This window comes from Saliphagus sp. LR7 (assembly GCF_003344565.1).
In the GTDB taxonomy this organism is placed as follows: Archaea; Halobacteriota; Halobacteria; order Halobacteriales; family Natrialbaceae; genus Saliphagus; species Saliphagus infecundisoli.
The window spans coordinates 294,505-309,403 of the sequence record NZ_QPND01000003.1 but is presented as its reverse complement, the minus strand read 5'-3'; the positions used below and the strand labels follow the sequence as shown (position 1 = coordinate 309,403).

The window sequence follows — 14,899 nt, the reverse complement described above, 5'->3', positions numbered from 1 at the left end:
GACGAGTAAGACGTCGAGAAAGGAGACGGTGTCGATCCCGAAAGCCACGTTTATCCGTCCGAGCGGCGATGGGGAGGTATGGAAGCCAGACTCCGACTCGACCGTGCGTTGACTCGAGCGCGTTACGCAGCCATCGGCGCGGCGGCGGGCGCCGCCGTCGGCGGGCTGTTCGGCCGATCTGCCGCGAGCACCGGCGGCGCCGTCGGCGCGCTGGCCGGCGCGACCGTCGGCGAGGTCCGCGCGGGCGCCGACGGCCTGATCGACGTTCGAAACGAGTAGTTCCCTCGCGGGACCAACGTATTTCACCCCCCACCTCGTAGCCGGTGGCATGGAGTTCGTTATCGTGGGCTACGGGCGGGTCGGATCGCGGACGGCACGCATCCTGGAGGGCGAGGGCCACGGGGTCGTCGTCGTCGACAATGACCACGGCCGGATCGAGCGCGCGGAGGGCGACGGCTTCGCGACCGTCCAGGGCGGGGGCGACGACGAGGACACCCTGCTCGCGGCGGGGATCGAGACGGCCGACGGGATCGGCGCGTTCACCCCCGACCTGAACGTCAACTTCGCGGCCTGCATGGTCGGGACCCACCACGGCTGTCGGACAGTCCTCCGAATCGACGAGGACTACCGCGAGGACATCTACGAGCAGTACGCCCGGGACGTAGACGAGGTCATCTACCCCGAACGCCTCGGTGCTGCGGGCGCCAAGACCGCGATGCTCGGCGGCGATTTCAACGTCGTCGCCGACCTCGCGGCGAACCTCCAGTTGACGGTGATCGAGATCGACGACGGCTCGCCGGCGGTCGGCCGGCGGATGAGCGAACTCGACCTCCCCGAGAGCGCCCGGATCTACGCCCACGGGCGGGCCCACGAGCCGCTGACGATCCCGCTTCCGGGGACCGAACTCGACGCCGGCGACGAGGTCGCGGTCATCGCCGAGACCGACCGCGTCGGCGACGTCCGGGCGGCGCTGCTCGCGGGGTAAGGGAAGGCGCGCAGGGAAGGATGGGAGAGAAGTACGGTGCGCGCCCGCCAAGAGGTCGGGCCGGGGAGATCATAAAAGTGCGTCAGACGGGGCGCTGACGGCCGTCACGCGCCTTGGGGCGCCCGAGAGACGGTCGCCAACTGCGACGCGGTCAGCCGGCCCGGAAGACGAGGACGTGTTGGTGGACCATCGAGGGGACGAACGCGTGGGGATAGCCGTAGACGTGGAGGTCCTTCGAGGGGTCGTACCAGATCAGATCCGCCGCGAGCGACAGGTCCGTCGCGCCGTCGATCGCTTCGGCGAGCTCCGCCGAGAGGAACTCGTAGGAACTCCCCCGGTACATGTCCCCGATGAAGACGACCGCGTGGGCGCCCGGCGCGAGGACGTCCTCGAAGGCCGCGAAGGCGTCGGCCATCGTCTCGAGCCACTCTTCTTTCGTCGTTACGGACCCCTCCTCCGGAGCTCTCTCGGCGGCGAACGCACCCAGCTTGCTCTCGCGGGTCTCGCGCTCGTTCCGGGTCTGCTCGCGCTCGTCCATGTCCCAGTAGGGGACGTCCGTGAGCAGGAGGTCTACCTCCCGGTCGACCTCCGCGACGAGCTCGAGGCAGTCGCCGTGACGTAGCTCCTGGTCGGCCAGCGGGGGCTCCCCGCGGGCGCGACGGTCGGCGTTCTCGCGCTCTAGGACCTCCCCGTAGAGATCGATCCAGCGCTCGACGCGCTCGAACCCGATCGCCTCCCGGAGGCCGCTTCCCTCGTGTTCACAGAGGCTCGCGCCCAGCAAGGTGCCCCCGACGCCAGCGAAGGGATCGAGGACGAGGTCGCCGGCTTTCGAGAACCGGCCGATCAGCTCCGCACAGAGACGGGGCGGTTTCTGGCCGCCGTGTTCGCTCCGCAGGTCGTGCTGGAGGTCCGGAGGATACCCCTCCGCGAGTACGGACTTCGTCGCGTACTTCCACTCCCGGCCGGTGAGGTCGTTGACGGCGTTGCGCTCGTCGTAGATCCCGCGGCCCTCGACGTATCGCTGGTGGTCGGCCAGGTCGTCGGTATCGACGACCTCGCCGTCCTCGACCGGAAGAGCTTCCAAGCGGGCCCGGTCGGCGTCGAAGCCGCCCTCGCTGTCGGTGACCAGGCGACTCTGGCGGTAGCGTTCGTCCTCCTCCTCGTCACCGTCGTCACCTCGCCGCTCGCTTCCGCCACCGTCGGTCCCGTTTCCCTCCCCACCCTTGTCGCTCATACCCGGCCTCTCGCTTCCGAGGACAAAAGTGGTGCTTTTGTGTGGAGGCGTCGAGGTGCCGACGATGGCCTTCCTCGATCCGCTCGCGATCCTCGCCGTCCTCGCGGCGGTCGGCGCGCTCGGCCTCGGCGCTCGCTGGTTCGTCGGGGCGGCGAGCAGGCTGGCGACCGCCGCGGGGATCTCCCCGCTGGTCGTCGGGCTCACCGTCGTCGCTTTTGGCACCTCCGCCCCGGAGTTCGCCGTCACCATCGAGGCCGCCATGGAGGGGCGCCCCGAACTCTCCGTCGGGAACGTCATCGGGTCGAACGTCTTCAACCTGGGCATCATCCTGGGAAGCGTCGCGCTCCTCCGGCCGTTCGCGGTCGCCGAGTCGTTCGTCCGTCGGGACGCCCTCGCCATGGGCGGGGCGACCCTGCTCGCGATCGTCCTCGTCGTGGACGGGTCGGTGGGTCGGGCCGAGGGCGCCCTCCTCGTCGCGGGACTGCTCGCGTACCTCGGCTGGCTGATCGCCGCCGGGCGGGCGCCGGCCGGCTCGAACCCGGAGCCGCCGGCCGAGGGCGATGGCGGGATCGACCTCCTCGATCTCGGCCGGCTGATCGTCGGAATCGCCCTCGTCGTCGCCGGCGGGCAACTCCTGGTCGGGACGGCCGCCGACCTCGCGCGCACGGCCGGAATCTCCGAGTGGGCGATCGGCGTCACCGTCGTCGCCGCGGGCACCTCCGTCCCCGAACTCGCGACCTCGATCGTCGCCGCCCGCCGGGGCGAGGTCGCGATCGCCGCGGGCAACGTCGTCGGCTCGAACGTCTTCAACCTCCTCGGAGTGTTGGGAGTCGCGGCCGTCGTCCACCCGCTGTCGGTCGCCTCGGACCCTCGCCTCGGGCTGGCCGTCCTCCTCGCTCTGACCGCCGTCGCGACCGCCCTGCTCGCGACCGGACGGCGCCTCACTCGGCCCGAGGGCGGGCTCCTCGTCTGTGTCGCCGTTTCCTACTGGATCCTCGACGCCCTCCTCGGGTAACCGCCGGGTGACGCCGGGGTCACCGGGAGCCCTTATAGCTCGCGTCCCGAGGGGAGGTATGAACATGCTCGTCGATGGCGAGTGGCGAACCGACGCCCACGAGATGACCGACGACGACGGCTCGTTCCAGCGCGGGGAGACCACCTTCCGCGACGAGATCCGGGACGAGCCCGACACACGATTCCAGCCCGAGGCCGGGCGCTACCACCTCTACGTCTCCTACGCCTGCCCGTGGGCCCACCGGACCCTGATCGCCCGCCGGCTGCTCGGTCTCGAGGACGCGATCTCGGTCTCCGTCGTCGATCCCTTCCGGGCCGACGACGGCTGGCAGTTTTCCCCCGAGAAGGAGGGCTGTACCGAGGACCCGATCCACGGCGCCGACTACCTTCGGGAACTCTACGTCCGGGCCGACCCCGACGCGACCTGCCGGGTAACGGTACCCGTGCTGTGGGACCGGAAGGAGGACACCATCGTCAACAACGAATCCGGGGAGGTGCTCCGGATGCTCGACACCGAGTTCGGCGACGTCGCCGAGCGGGACGTCGATCTCTACCCCGAGGGCTACCGCGAGGACATAGACGAGATCATCGAGGCGATCTACGACCCGATCAACAACGGCGTCTACCGCGCGGGCTTTGCAACCGAACAGGAACCGTACGACGAGGCGATCGACGACCTCTTTTCGGCCCTGGATCGCTGGGATTCGGTCCTCGAGGATCAGCGGTATCTCGCGGGCGACCGCCTCACCGAGGCGGACGTCTGCATGTTCACGACCCTGGTGCGGTTCGACCAGGTGTATCACACGCACTTCATGTGTAACGCCAACCAGATTCGGGACTACGACACCCTCTGGCCGTACCTCCGGGATCTGTACCAGACCCCGGGTATCGCCGAAACCGTGAACATGGACCACATCAAGGAACACTACTACACGACCCACCCCGACGTCACTCCCAACCGGATCGTCGCGCGGGGTCCGGACCTCGAGTTCGAGGCGCCCCACGGCCGCGACGAACTCGCGGGCGGGCCGCCGTCGGCGCTGGTTCCGGCGGACGACTGAACTCCCTTTCCCGACTGCGTCTCAGCCGTCGAGTATCGCCGCCGCGTCGTCCTCGGGGTGGTAGCCGAGTTCGAGGGCCGTCTCCGTCAGCGAGAGGAATCGCCCCTCGTTGGCCGAGACGGCGTGGGCGGTGACGGGGTTCGACTCGAGGGTCGCGGTCGCCGCGGCGTTGATCGCGGCCCGGCAGTCGGCGGGACTGAGCCACATCGCGCGGGCGTAGCGTCCGCCGGGGTCGTCGCTCTCCTCGACTCTGTCGGCCAACTCCTCGGGAGTGAGCAGCCAGCCGATCCGCAGGGAGACGACCTCGAGGCCGTGGCGGGCGGCGTAGTAGCTGCCCATCGCCTTCCCCGCGACCTTCGTGACGCCGTAGTAGGTGTCGGGAGCGGTCGGGTCGTCGGGCCGGACCGCTTTCGGGCGCTGCTCGGTGGACTCCGACCGGTCGGGCGAGGCGACGTTTTCCATGTTGACCGCGTGGTTCGAGGAGGCGAAGACGACCCGGTCGAGACCGTTCTCGCGGGCGGCCTCGAAGGCGTTGTAAACTCCCTCGACGTTCGGGCCCGCGAGCTCGTCCCACTCGGCGTCGGGCGAGGGGTTGGCCGCGAGATGGACGAGGACGTCGGCGTCCGAGAGCGCATCGGCGAACGCCTCCCGGTCTTCGATCTCCAACAGGTCGCTCTCTAGGTCGTCGGTCTCGCTGTGGGTGAAGAGGGCGAGGTCGTGGTCGGGAAACGCCTCGATCGCCTCCCGGCCGACGGAGCCGGCCGCGCCAGTGATCGCGATTCGGGTCACGGCCGAACTGGAACGGCCGCGCGGAGGACTCGTGCGCGCGAGCGACGGCTCGCTACTCGGGGTTCGGTCGCGGGAGAGAACGGTGGCTCCGCGGGGGAACGAGGTAGTTCGCCCGCCGCCGAACGTCGACGTACTGGAGGATGCCGTTGTTGTTCCGGATGCCCGTCGCCGAGTCGAGGTCGGTCCCGTTCATCGCCGCGCGGGTGTCGACGAAGTCGGCGATCGACCGCTGGAGCGAGAGGAAGTGGGTCGCGGCCTCCCCGCCGTCGCTCGAGGAGAAGTCCCGCCGGAGGAGGAGTGGTTCGTCGCCCTCGCGGACCCGGTGGACCTTCTGGGCGTGGCCGACGACGCCCCCGCTGGCGGACTCCTCGGCCGACGGACAGTCCTCGATCCCCGTCGAGTCCCCCAGGTTCTGGCCGGCGCCCTCGACGCGGCCCTCCTCGGCGTGGGCCGGACAGAACATCTTGCTCACCCGCTGGTCGCGGCTATCCTGGAGGTACCACTGCCTGAGATTGAGGTCGATCTTCGAGAGGTGCTCGGTCGTCCCGCCGGCGAACGGTCCGTCCTCGATCGTCACCCGATCCTCGCTCGCCTGGTTGTGCGTGAAGCCGGACTTGAACCCCATCCACAGCGGCGCGTCGTCGTCGATCGGCTCCTCGTCGGCGATTTCGGCGATCTCGTCCTGGTGGTCGGCGGGGAGGCCCTCGCCGTTGAACCCCGACCGGCGCCCGACGACCTCGAGGACCCCCGAGAGGTCCTCCTCGACTGCGATGCCGTTCAGGTCGTCGAGTTCGCCCTTCAGGGCCTCCTCGACTCCCATCAGGGCGTGGCCGTGGTTGCTCGCGAGGTGAAGGAGCGCGTCGCTGTCGTCGAGCGCGGGGTCCTCGAAGGGGGCCAGCCGCTCGGGGGCGGGGAGGTCGACCGACTCGGGGAGCGCGTCGTCGAACCGCCCGAAGTACGACGGGGAGTAACCGAGCGTGAAGCCGATCCCGCCCTCGCCGCGCTCGTAGGCCCGTTCGACCGTTCGGAGGGCGCTCTCGACGACCTCGCGGTCGCCCTCTATGTCGTCGCCGACGTACTCGAGGTCCAGCAGGACGTTGTGTTCGAGGCCGACGTCGTTGCCGTGTTCGTCGGTCGGGAGGTACTCGTTCCAGGCGTGCTGGCGCTCGGGGAGGGCGTCGGGGTCGGTCGAGGCCTGGGGGAGGTCCTCGCTGGCGCGGTCGAGGCACGCCGCGAGCGCGCTCGCGCCGCCGATGGCGACGGCGCTTCGCACGAACGCACGCCGGGAGATCCCGGGGGACCGTGCGGGCATGGACGGTGGTCGGGCCCGAGCGCTAAAGGGGGTTGTGGTCGGGGCGACCGGCAGGGCGAAGGGGCCAGGGGTGGGAGGGATACACATGAAACGGATCGAGCGCTTCCGGGAGATCGCAGCCCCGCCCGAAACCGTCTGGGAGATGCTCCTCGAGTTCGAGGCCTATCCGGAGTGGAACCCGTTCGTCACCGAGATCGAGGGTCGACCGGTCGAGGGCGAGGAGCTCCGGGTGCGGATCGAGCCGCCGGACTCGCGGTCGATGACGTTCTCCCCGACGGTGGTCGCGGTCGATCCCAGCGAGCGCTTCGCGTGGCGGGGCCGGCTTCTCGTCCCCTTCGTGTTCGACGGCTTTCACGAGTTCCACATCGAGCCGATCGAGGGCGGAGACGGCGAGGCCGACCGGACGCGCTTTCTCCAGCGCGAGACGTTTCGCGGGGTACTGGTCCCCTTCGTCCTCGACGAGGACAGCGTCGGCGCCGGCTTCGAGGCGATGAATCGTGCGCTTGCCGAACGCGCCGAGGCCCGCGCCGCCACCGTCTGAGGGGGCTCCCGTCCGACGCCCGGGCTACCGGGAGAGAAGCGACGGGATCGCCTCGAGGGAGTCGATCTCGTGGGTCGGTGCCCGGGAGAGGGCATAGCCCTCGCGGTGGGACCGGCGGATAAAGGCAGAATCGATCCCGCAGGCCGCCGCGGCCTCGATGTCGACCCGGCTGTCGCCGACGTACAGCGGGTTCTTCGCGCCCAGGTCCCCGATCGCCCGCTCGACGTAGTGGGGCCGGGGCTTCTTTCGCTCGATCCCCTCTATGGTCGGCTCGCGGCCGTACCAGGGCGAGAAGTCCTCGAGGCCGAAGTGGTCGACGATCGTCCCGATCGTCTCGTGTTGGTTGTTGCTCACGATCGCGCGGGGGACCGATAGCCCCTCCAGGGCGGCGACGTCCTCGTAGAGGGTCTTCCGGCCGGCCCGGATCGCCTCGGCCTGGACGTCGATCGCCGCCCGCTCGCGGGCGTCCCAGAGCGCGGTCGGGTCGACGCCGCGGGCGTCGGCGACTCCCTCCAGGCCCTCGACCGTCGGCGCGAGCAGGGTCTCGACGTCCTCGGCGGTCGCGTCCGCGACACCGACCTCCGCGAAGGCGTCCTCGATCGCCCGCCGGAGCGCCCCGCGCTCGGTCGGGGTCGTCAGTACGCCGTCGTTGTCGAAGACGACTGCGTCGTATCGCATCCGGCCTCGGATACTCGCCCCACGGAGTTGACCGTTTCGACCCGGGGTTCAAATGCGATGGGGAAGCCAACGCCCCCGATGGGCCACAGGGCGCTTGTCGCCGTCGCGCGCGGGGACGACCGGTACGACCTCCGGGAGAGCCGGTGGGGCGGCGAGGACCTTTCCCTGCCCGGCCCCGGGGCGACCGATCCCCTCGTCGCGGACGTCCCCGGCGATCGGGTCCTTCCCGACCACGCGGATCCCTGGCGCTACGAGGCGCTGTTCGTCGTCCGCTCGGCGGTCGCGAGCTACCGCGTCCGCCCGCTCGGATGGTGCGTCCGGCCCCCGATCCGGGGCGCGATCGTCGCCGTCGACCCTGCGGCCGACTGCGAGTTCCGGACCTGGTTCCGGGCGACGAAATCGGTCCTCGGCGATTGTGTCGATGCAGGTTTGCTCGACGAACGCGTGGCCCAGTCGTACCTCGAGGGACGGCTCCGTGTGGCGTACCCCGCTAGGGGCTATACGTTCGGGTAGGGTCGTTCAACCGTTACGGTGTATGCCCATCGTGGTCCGATGGGTCGTGATCCGCAGTTCCGGTTGGTTTCGCAAACCCCAATGATTATGAAATGACGGCTGTAACACGATTGTATGTTGAATGGTTTTCGGGACTACTTTACGTACGACCCGAGTAGCCGGGCAGCGGCAATCAGTTTGATGGGGTCGTCGTTCGTACTGTTTCTCTTCCTCACCAGTCCCGATTTCGAAAACCCATACTATCTCTTCGGGGTGGTCACGATGGTCTTCGCGATCCTCTCGTCCGTAGTTATCCTGGCTTTTGACCAAAGGTCGTGGTTGTGAGAGCCATGTCGCGTACATGCCGTGTAGTTACAGGCGCCCGATTCGTCCACCGAGGGCCGCCGATACAGTCTCGGTCGCTTCCGGCGAGACTCGCTTGCCGGGCGTCGCCACAGATACGACCGGCCGTCTCTCCCGACCGGAGACGACGCGTCAGAAGATACACTTAATGTGATCGGTCACTCACATCCGAGTAATGCAACGACAGACGCACGCAGACGGTGGGTCCGACGGGGGGAACGTGGATTCGATCGACCGGCGAACGGTGCTCGCCACGGGCGGGACGGTCATCGCGGGCGGGATGCTCGCGGGCTGTCTCGGCGGCGACGGCGGCAACGGCAACGGAAACGACAGCGGCAACGGGAACGACAGCGGCAACGGGAACGGAAACGGCGGCGGTGGCGCCGACGAGATGGCGATCATCTCGAGTCCCGCTGGGTTCGACGACAACGCGTTCAACGACAACGCCCTCGACGGACTCGAGCAGGCCGCCGACGAGTTCGACTTCGCGGTCAACACGATCGAGGAGACCGAGGAGGCCCAGTACGAGTCGGTCCAGGCCGACGCCGCCGACCAGGGCTACGACCTCATCGTCTGTGTGAGCGACAACCACACGGACGCGCTGACGACGAACGCCGAGGACTACCCCGATCAGAACTGGATGCTGATCAACAACGTCGTCGACACCGGGAACGTCTCGGGATGGATCGAGATGAACAACGAGATGTCGTTTCTCGCGGGGGTCGTCGCCGGCGTGATGACCGGCGAGGAGTTCGAGACCGACGCGGCCGCGACCGATCCCGAGAGCGCGACCGTCGGCTTCGTCGGCGGCGAGGAAAACGACCTGATCCAGGCGTTCGAGCAGTCCTACGTCGAGGGCGCCGAGTGGGTCAACGAGGACGTCGAGGTGCTGACCGGCTACGGCGGCAGCTTCAACGACCCGAGCGGCGTCGAGGACGTCGCTTCCTCCCAGATCGACGACGGGGCCGATATCGTCTGGCACGCCGCTTCGGCGGCGGGCGCGGGCGCGTTCTCGGCCGCCCAGAACAACGGCCGGTTCGGGATCGGCGTCGACGTCGACCAGTCGGTGACCGAAGAGCAGTACGCCGACATCATCATCGGGTCGGCGGTCAAGGCCTTAGACGAGGCGACCTATCAGGTCGCCCAGTCGGTCGTCGAGGGGACGTTCGACGAGATGGTCGGCGAGCAGAACCTGAGCCTCGAAAACGAGGGGATCGACTTCGTCATCGGCCAGGAGTTCGAGGACGAACTCCCCGACCGGGTCCAAGAGGAGATCGACAACGCCAAACAGGGCTTTGCCGACGGCGAGATCGAGCTGAGCTGTGGCCCGACGAGTTGCTGAGCGAATGGGCGAACGCGACACCGCGGCGGTCAGACTCGAGGGGATCACCAAGCGGTTCGGCGACGTGGTCGCGAACGACGACGTAGACTTCCGGCTCGAGGCCGGATCGATCCACGCGCTGCTGGGCGAGAACGGGTCGGGGAAGACGACGCTGATGAGCGTCCTCTACGGGCTCTACGACGAGGACGACGGCGAGATCTACGTCGACGGCGAGCGCCGGACGTTCGACTCGCCGCGGGCGGCGATGGACGCCGGCGTCGGGATGATCCACCAGCACTTCCAGCTCGTCGAGCCGATGACGGTCCTCCAGAACGTCATCCTGGGCCACGAGCCGACCGAGGGGGGGCTGGTCGACGACGAGAGCGCGAGACGCGAGATCCGGGAGATCTGCGGGCGCTACGGCTTCGAGCTCCCGCTCGATACCCCGATCGAGGACCTCGATCTGGGCGCCCAACAGCGCGTCGAGATCGTCAAGAGCCTCTATCGCGGCGCCGAGATCCTGATCTTAGACGAGCCGACGGCCGTGCTCACCCCCCAGGAGGTCGACGCCCTGATCGACGTCATGCGGGACCTCCGGGCGGACGGCCGGTCGCTGATCTTCATCACGCACAAGTTAGACGAGGCCCTCGACGTCGCCGACCGGGTCACGGTCCTGCGGGATGGCGAGGCGATCGGTACCGTTCCCGCGGTGGGGACGACCGAGGGGGAGCTGGCACGCATGATGGTCGGCCGGGACGTCCTCTTCGACCGGCTCGACCGGGAGACGAGCCCCGGCGAGGCCGTCCTCGAGGCCGAGGACCTCTCCGTTCGGGGAGATCGGGGTCGCGAGCAGGTCGCGGGCGTCGATCTGACCGTCCGTGAGAGCGAGATCCTGGGGATCGCGGGCGTCCAGGGCAACGGCCAGCGCGAACTCGCCGAGGCGATCGTCGGGCTCCGGAGCGTCGAGTCGGGGACGATCGGGCTCGACGGCGAGGAGATCACCGTCGAGAGCCGCCGCCAGCGGATCGAACGCGGGATCGCCTACATCCCCGAGAACCGCCAGACCGAGGGACTCGTCCAGGACTACGACCTCGTCCGGAACGCGTTGCTGGGCAACCAGACGGTCGAGCCCTACGCCAGTCGCGGGATCGTCGACTGGCGGGCCGTCGAGGGCCACGCCGAGTCGGTCGTCGAGGAGTTCGACGTCCAGCCGGCCGCGACGGACGCCGAGGCGGCCTCGCTGTCGGGGGGGAACCAACAGAAGTTCATCGTCGGCCGGGAGATCGGCCACGACCCCGAGTTGATGGTCGCCTCCCACCCGACCAGAGGGGTCGACATCGGCTCGATCGAGTTCATCCACAACCGGCTGATCGAGCTCCGGGACGCCGGGCTCGCGGTGCTCGTCGTCTCCTCGAAACTCGAGGAGATCCGGAAGCTCGCGGACCGGATCGCGGTGATGTATGAAGGCGAGTTCGTCGGCGTCGTCGACCCCGACGCGGTCACCGACGAGGACCTCGGCCTGTTGATGGCCGGCGGCTCCCTCGAGGAGGCGGACGACCGGCCCCACGAAAGCGAGCTCGAAGACGAGGGGGGTGTCGTCGAGTGAGCGACGCGCGCTCGGGGCTCCGGCCGGCGATCGATCGGCTCGCGGATCGGGCCCTCGAGGCGACGATGGTCGAGCGGATCGCCATCGCCCTCGCCTCGACGCTGCTCGCGCTCTGTATCGGGCTGGTCATCGTCGCCGCGGCGGGCTACGACCCGGTGCGCTTCGCGAACCAGCTCCTCGTCGGCTCGTTCGGCGGCGAGCGGGCGATCTCGCGGACGCTCCGGTACTCGACGCTGTTCGTCCTGACGGGGGTCGCGGTCGCGGTCGCCTTCCGTGCCGGCGTCTTCAACATCGGCGTCCAGGGCCAGTTCGTCGTCGGCGGGTTCGCGACCGTCGTCTCGATCGTCGGGCTCGCGCCGTACCTGCCGGCGGGGACGGCCGCCGGCTGGCTGTTGATCGTCGTCGGAACGCTCGCCGGGGTCGTCGCGGGCGGGCTGTACGCCGCGCTTCCGGGGGCACTGAAGGCCTACCGGGGAGCCAACGAGATCATCACCACGATCATGCTGAACTTCATCGCGACGGGGTTCGTCGGCTGGCTCGTCGCCGGACGCTTCAGCGACCCCGAGGTGACCGCGATGCGGACCCGGCGGCTTCCCGACAACGTCGAGCTTCCGTCGGTGATCTTTTCGGACCCGAACCTCTCGATCGTCGGCCTGGTCGCCACGCTCGCGGTCGTCGCGGCCGTCGCACTCCTCATGAGCCGGACGAGTTTCGGCTACGACATGGTGACGAGCGGCCACCAGGGGGCCGCCGCGACCTACTCGGGCGTCGACGCCAAACGGATGATCGTCTCGACGATGACCGTCTCGGGGATGGTCGCCGGGCTCGCGGGCGCGGTGTTCGCGATCATGATCCAGGGCTACTACACCGACCCGAACGGGGTCGGTAACTACGGCTTCGACGCGATCGCCGTCAGCCTGCTCGCGGCGAACAACCCCCTCGGAGTCGTCCCCGCGGGCCTGCTCTTCGGCGGGCTCGAGTCCGGTGGCTCTCACATCCAGATCAACAGCGACGTCCCCGTCCAGTTGATCGACGGCATCGTCGGGCTCGTCGTCCTCTTCGTCGCGGCCCCGGAGCTGTTCCGGATGGCCGCCGCCCGGACCGGCCTCGGGGGTGACCGGCGATGAGCGTCGCCGACCGACGCCTCCGTTTCGGCGGACTGGTCGCGCTCGCCGCCGTCGTCGTGATCGGTCTCGGGGCGGTGGCGAGCACACAGTTCGATATCGCCCTCGAGCGGCTCATCACGGTCGGGTTCGTCAACCGGTCGCTCGAGATGGCGACCCCGATCGCGCTGGCGGCGATCGGGGGGCTGTACGCCGAGAAGAGCGGCGTCTTCAACATCGGGCTCGAGGGGTTCATGATCGTCGGAGCGATCGCCGCGGCGGGGCTGCTCTACGGGCTCGGCGGGACCTCGCCGACCCAGGCCCACGTCTGGCTCGCGATCGCCGGCTCGATGGCGATCACCGCCTGTCTGACCGTGGCCTTTGCGGCCCTGTTGATCCGGTACAAGGCCGACCAGATCGTCGCCGGTCTCGCGGTGTGGTTCATCGGCCTCGGCTTCGCCCCCTTCGTGGCGGCGATGATCTGGGACAGCAGAAGCAGTCCAGGGCTCGCGAGCGTCGACGACGTCGCGGTCCCTGGCCTCAGAGAGCTTCCAGTGGTGGGCTCGATCGTCTTCGACCAGTCGCCGCTCGTCCTGTTGACCGTCGTCGTCGTCGCCGTCGCCTGGGTCGTCCTCTATCGGACCCGCTACGGCTACTGGATCCAGGCGGCCGGCGAGAACCCCGAGGCCCTCGACACCGCGGGGATCGACGTCGACCGCGTCCGGTACGCGACGGTGATCTTCTCGGGGGCGATGGCGGGACTGGGCGGCGCCGTCCTGCTCGCCCACGCCGGCAACTTCGTCGGAACCGGCGACACGATGACCGACGGCCGGGGATGGATCGCAATCGTCGCCTACCTCTTTGGCAACTACAACCCGGTCGGGGCCGCCGCCGCCGCGTTGCTCTTTGGCGCCCTCGACATGCTGAACGTCCAGTTCCAGACCGTCGGCATCGAGGTCTCCTCGCGGCTGGTCAACCTCCTGCCGTACGTCGCCGTCCTCGTCGTCCTCTCGGCGTGGGGGAAGACCCGGATGCCCTCCTCGGTCGGCGAGCCCTACGAGAGCGAGGACTAGGGGTACGGCACGCCGATTTCGGCGAGATCCCATCTCGCTCGTGATTTCGTCGGTGAACGAGCGGACTATACGATCCCTCTCCGTCAGCAAGCCGTGTACTGTCCTCGAGTAGGGATCTGTCGCGGACTCGTGTGTTTTGGAGCTCCGGGGAGTATCCCCTATCGATCCGTTCTCGACGCTCCACACCGGATGATTTCAATGGAGACCGATCTGATTCTCGCGTTACATCGCGCCTGCAAATCAACCACCCGTATTCATACACCTATCGGCGTACGAGTCACGTATGAGTACATACTTGACCTTGGTCTCATCGCTTCTCGCAGTTGTAGTTCTATTGTTATTAAGTGCGTTCTTTTCCAGCAGTGAGTCAGCAATCTTTTCGCTCCAGGATGAATGGATGCAGAGCGCTACCGAAGACAGGACAAGCGAAAGCCGAACACTCCAACAACTCCGTGCGAACCCGCATCGACTCCTCGTCACGCTGCTGGTCGGAAACAACCTCGTCAACATCGCCCTTACTAGCATCATCACACTTCTCGTCGCCCGGGTCGTTCCCCCTGGGTTCACCGTCGTGATAGCAACACTCAGCGTGAGCGTTCTCATCCTCGTCTTCGGAGAAATCGTACCGAAATCCTACGGTCTCGGCCATGCAGAGTCGTGGAGTCTACGTGTCGCCCGCCCGATCTCGTACATCGAACGCGCATTGGGTCCACTCGTTGCGATGTTCGATATCGTCACTCGGTGGTTGACGGCACGTATCGGGGGCGATCAACACATCGAGAACCCATATCTCGATGACTGATCAGCCGTACTTTCCGCAGGTTCTCGCCCTCCTATACTAACCGATATATTTCTAGCTCTAACGCAGATGTATCCAGCTTGGAAAATTCAGAGGGTGCGCGTGCCGTGCCGAATCCACAGCGCTAATCGATCACTCGATTTCTAGCTGGTCGCTCCCACTCTCTTCTTTACTATCGTTCTCGTCCCATTCGAGTTCGAACTCGAGACTCAATTCACCGGGGCCGTCCGTTGGTCCCTCACGTTCGGCTTTGACCTCGAACGTCGGGCGAGCTGGAGGCTCCATCGTTAGGGAATCGGCTCCCGAATTCAGCGTGATATCGCCCCCTTGTTCTAATTTCTCGGCTACACGGTGAAGGTACGATGCGATCTCCTCTCGACTCTGATCGCTTTCCGATTTGAACAGCACTTCTTCGGGCATATCGAGACATACACCGCCCATGTTGATAACTACACTCCTCTGTTGAGATCTCTTTGTTGCATCCCCTGTATGTCGCACCAGCGTAGCGGTTCGCTCACCACCATCCAC

16 protein-coding genes are annotated in these 14,899 nt (G+C 67.7%); 11 read left to right on the top strand and 5 right to left on the bottom strand.

The genetic code is table 11. The annotated features are described in order from the left end of the window. Positions 1-78 precede the first annotated feature (78 nt). Positions 79-279, top strand: coding sequence for a hypothetical protein (locus DVH23_RS06410; protein ID WP_114576606.1), 201 nt, complete (start codon positions 79-81; stop codon positions 277-279). A 49-nt stretch (positions 280-328) separates the two neighbouring features. Continuing rightward, complete coding sequence (locus DVH23_RS06405; RefSeq protein ID WP_114576605.1) at positions 329-985, top strand: TrkA family potassium uptake protein; 657 nt, start codon at positions 329-331, stop codon at positions 983-985. Between the two features lie 151 nt (positions 986-1,136). On the opposite strand, the gene DVH23_RS06400 is transcribed toward DVH23_RS06405, so the two are convergent. Then, a complete protein-coding gene (locus tag DVH23_RS06400) occupies positions 1,137-2,219 on the bottom strand; it encodes a DNA methyltransferase (protein ID WP_114576604.1) in 1,083 nt (360 codons plus the stop codon). A gap of 31 nt (positions 2,220-2,250) precedes the next feature. Between DVH23_RS06400 and DVH23_RS06395 the strand changes: the two genes are divergently transcribed. Next, complete coding sequence (locus DVH23_RS06395) at positions 2,251-3,234, top strand: calcium/sodium antiporter (RefSeq protein ID WP_342764181.1); 984 nt, start codon at positions 2,251-2,253, stop codon at positions 3,232-3,234. A 58-nt stretch (positions 3,235-3,292) separates the two neighbouring features. Beyond that, a complete protein-coding gene (locus DVH23_RS06390; protein WP_114576602.1) occupies positions 3,293-4,294 on the top strand; it encodes a glutathione S-transferase family protein in 1,002 nt (333 codons plus the stop codon). Between the two features lie 21 nt (positions 4,295-4,315). Here the strand turns inward: DVH23_RS06390 and DVH23_RS06385 are convergent, their stop codons facing one another. After that, entirely contained in the window at positions 4,316-5,083 is a 768-nt protein-coding gene (locus tag DVH23_RS06385; RefSeq protein ID WP_114576601.1) for an NAD(P)-dependent oxidoreductase, read from the bottom strand. 52 nt (positions 5,084-5,135) lie between these two features. After that, complete coding sequence (locus DVH23_RS06380; RefSeq protein WP_114576600.1) at positions 5,136-6,395, bottom strand: Tat pathway signal protein; 1,260 nt, start codon at positions 6,393-6,395, stop codon at positions 5,136-5,138. 85 nt (positions 6,396-6,480) lie between these two features. Here DVH23_RS06380 and DVH23_RS06375 point away from each other — a divergent pair, with 85 nt between their 5' ends. Beyond that, complete coding sequence (locus DVH23_RS06375; protein ID WP_114576599.1) at positions 6,481-6,936, top strand: SRPBCC domain-containing protein; 456 nt, start codon at positions 6,481-6,483, stop codon at positions 6,934-6,936. Between the two features lie 24 nt (positions 6,937-6,960). Here DVH23_RS06375 and DVH23_RS06370 read toward each other — a convergent pair whose 3' ends face one another. After that, positions 6,961-7,614 carry an HAD family hydrolase gene (locus tag DVH23_RS06370; RefSeq protein WP_114576598.1) on the bottom strand — a complete coding sequence of 218 codons (654 nt, stop codon included), beginning with the start codon at positions 7,612-7,614 and terminating at the stop codon, positions 6,961-6,963. A gap of 57 nt (positions 7,615-7,671) precedes the next feature. Here DVH23_RS06370 and DVH23_RS06365 point away from each other — a divergent pair, with 57 nt between their 5' ends. From DVH23_RS06365 to DVH23_RS06335, 6 genes are all read left to right on the top strand, one after another. Continuing rightward, entirely contained in the window at positions 7,672-8,127 is a 456-nt protein-coding gene (locus DVH23_RS06365) for a DUF6735 family protein (RefSeq protein WP_232833707.1), read from the top strand. A 517-nt stretch (positions 8,128-8,644) separates the two neighbouring features. Next, positions 8,645-9,811: a BMP family protein gene (locus tag DVH23_RS06355; protein WP_114576595.1), complete on the top strand. Its 1,167-nt coding sequence runs from the start codon at positions 8,645-8,647 to the stop codon at positions 9,809-9,811. 4 nt (positions 9,812-9,815) lie between these two features. Beyond that, positions 9,816-11,396, top strand: coding sequence for an ABC transporter ATP-binding protein (locus DVH23_RS06350; protein WP_114576594.1), 1,581 nt, complete (start codon positions 9,816-9,818; stop codon positions 11,394-11,396). Then, complete coding sequence (locus DVH23_RS06345) at positions 11,393-12,523, top strand: ABC transporter permease (protein ID WP_232833706.1); 1,131 nt, start codon at positions 11,393-11,395, stop codon at positions 12,521-12,523. The genes DVH23_RS06350 and DVH23_RS06345 overlap by 4 nt, the downstream gene beginning before the upstream one ends. After that, positions 12,520-13,572, top strand: a complete 1,053-nt coding sequence (locus DVH23_RS06340) for an ABC transporter permease (protein WP_114576593.1) — start codon at positions 12,520-12,522, stop codon at positions 13,570-13,572. Before DVH23_RS06345 ends, DVH23_RS06340 begins: the two co-directional genes overlap by 4 nt. 283 nt (positions 13,573-13,855) lie before the next feature. Then, on the top strand, positions 13,856-14,374 hold the full coding sequence (locus DVH23_RS06335; protein ID WP_114576592.1) for a DUF21 domain-containing protein: 519 nt from the start codon (positions 13,856-13,858) through the stop codon (positions 14,372-14,374). A gap of 129 nt (positions 14,375-14,503) precedes the next feature. Here DVH23_RS06335 and DVH23_RS06330 read toward each other — a convergent pair whose 3' ends face one another. Continuing rightward, positions 14,504-14,791, bottom strand: a complete 288-nt coding sequence (locus DVH23_RS06330; protein ID WP_114576591.1) for an amphi-Trp domain-containing protein — start codon at positions 14,789-14,791, stop codon at positions 14,504-14,506. Positions 14,792-14,899 lie beyond the last annotated feature (108 nt).

Bases quoted from the DNA above. Each gene is read 5' to 3' on its own strand.
- DVH23_RS06335 (WP_114576592.1), top strand. From the start codon at position 13,856: ATGAGTACATACTTGACCTTGGTCTCATCGCTTCTCGCAGTTGTAGTT.
- DVH23_RS06375 (WP_114576599.1), top strand. From the start codon at position 6,481: ATGAAACGGATCGAGCGCTTCCGGGAGATCGCAGCCCCGCCCGAAACC.
- DVH23_RS06355 (WP_114576595.1), top strand. From the start codon at position 8,645: ATGCAACGACAGACGCACGCAGACGGTGGGTCCGACGGGGGGAACGTG.
- DVH23_RS06380 (WP_114576600.1), bottom strand. From the start codon at position 6,395: ATGCCCGCACGGTCCCCCGGGATCTCCCGGCGTGCGTTCGTGCGAAGC.
- DVH23_RS06370 (WP_114576598.1), bottom strand. From the start codon at position 7,614: ATGCGATACGACGCAGTCGTCTTCGACAACGACGGCGTACTGACGACC.
- DVH23_RS06350 (WP_114576594.1), top strand. From the start codon at position 9,816: ATGGGCGAACGCGACACCGCGGCGGTCAGACTCGAGGGGATCACCAAG.
- DVH23_RS06405 (WP_114576605.1), top strand. From the start codon at position 329: ATGGAGTTCGTTATCGTGGGCTACGGGCGGGTCGGATCGCGGACGGCA.
- DVH23_RS06365 (WP_232833707.1), top strand. From the start codon at position 7,672: ATGGGGAAGCCAACGCCCCCGATGGGCCACAGGGCGCTTGTCGCCGTC.
- DVH23_RS06400 (WP_114576604.1), bottom strand. From the start codon at position 2,219: ATGAGCGACAAGGGTGGGGAGGGAAACGGGACCGACGGTGGCGGAAGC.
- DVH23_RS06330 (WP_114576591.1), bottom strand. From the start codon at position 14,791: ATGCCCGAAGAAGTGCTGTTCAAATCGGAAAGCGATCAGAGTCGAGAG.
- DVH23_RS06390 (WP_114576602.1), top strand. From the start codon at position 3,293: ATGAACATGCTCGTCGATGGCGAGTGGCGAACCGACGCCCACGAGATG.
- DVH23_RS06340 (WP_114576593.1), top strand. From the start codon at position 12,520: ATGAGCGTCGCCGACCGACGCCTCCGTTTCGGCGGACTGGTCGCGCTC.
- DVH23_RS06410 (WP_114576606.1), top strand. From the start codon at position 79: ATGGAAGCCAGACTCCGACTCGACCGTGCGTTGACTCGAGCGCGTTAC.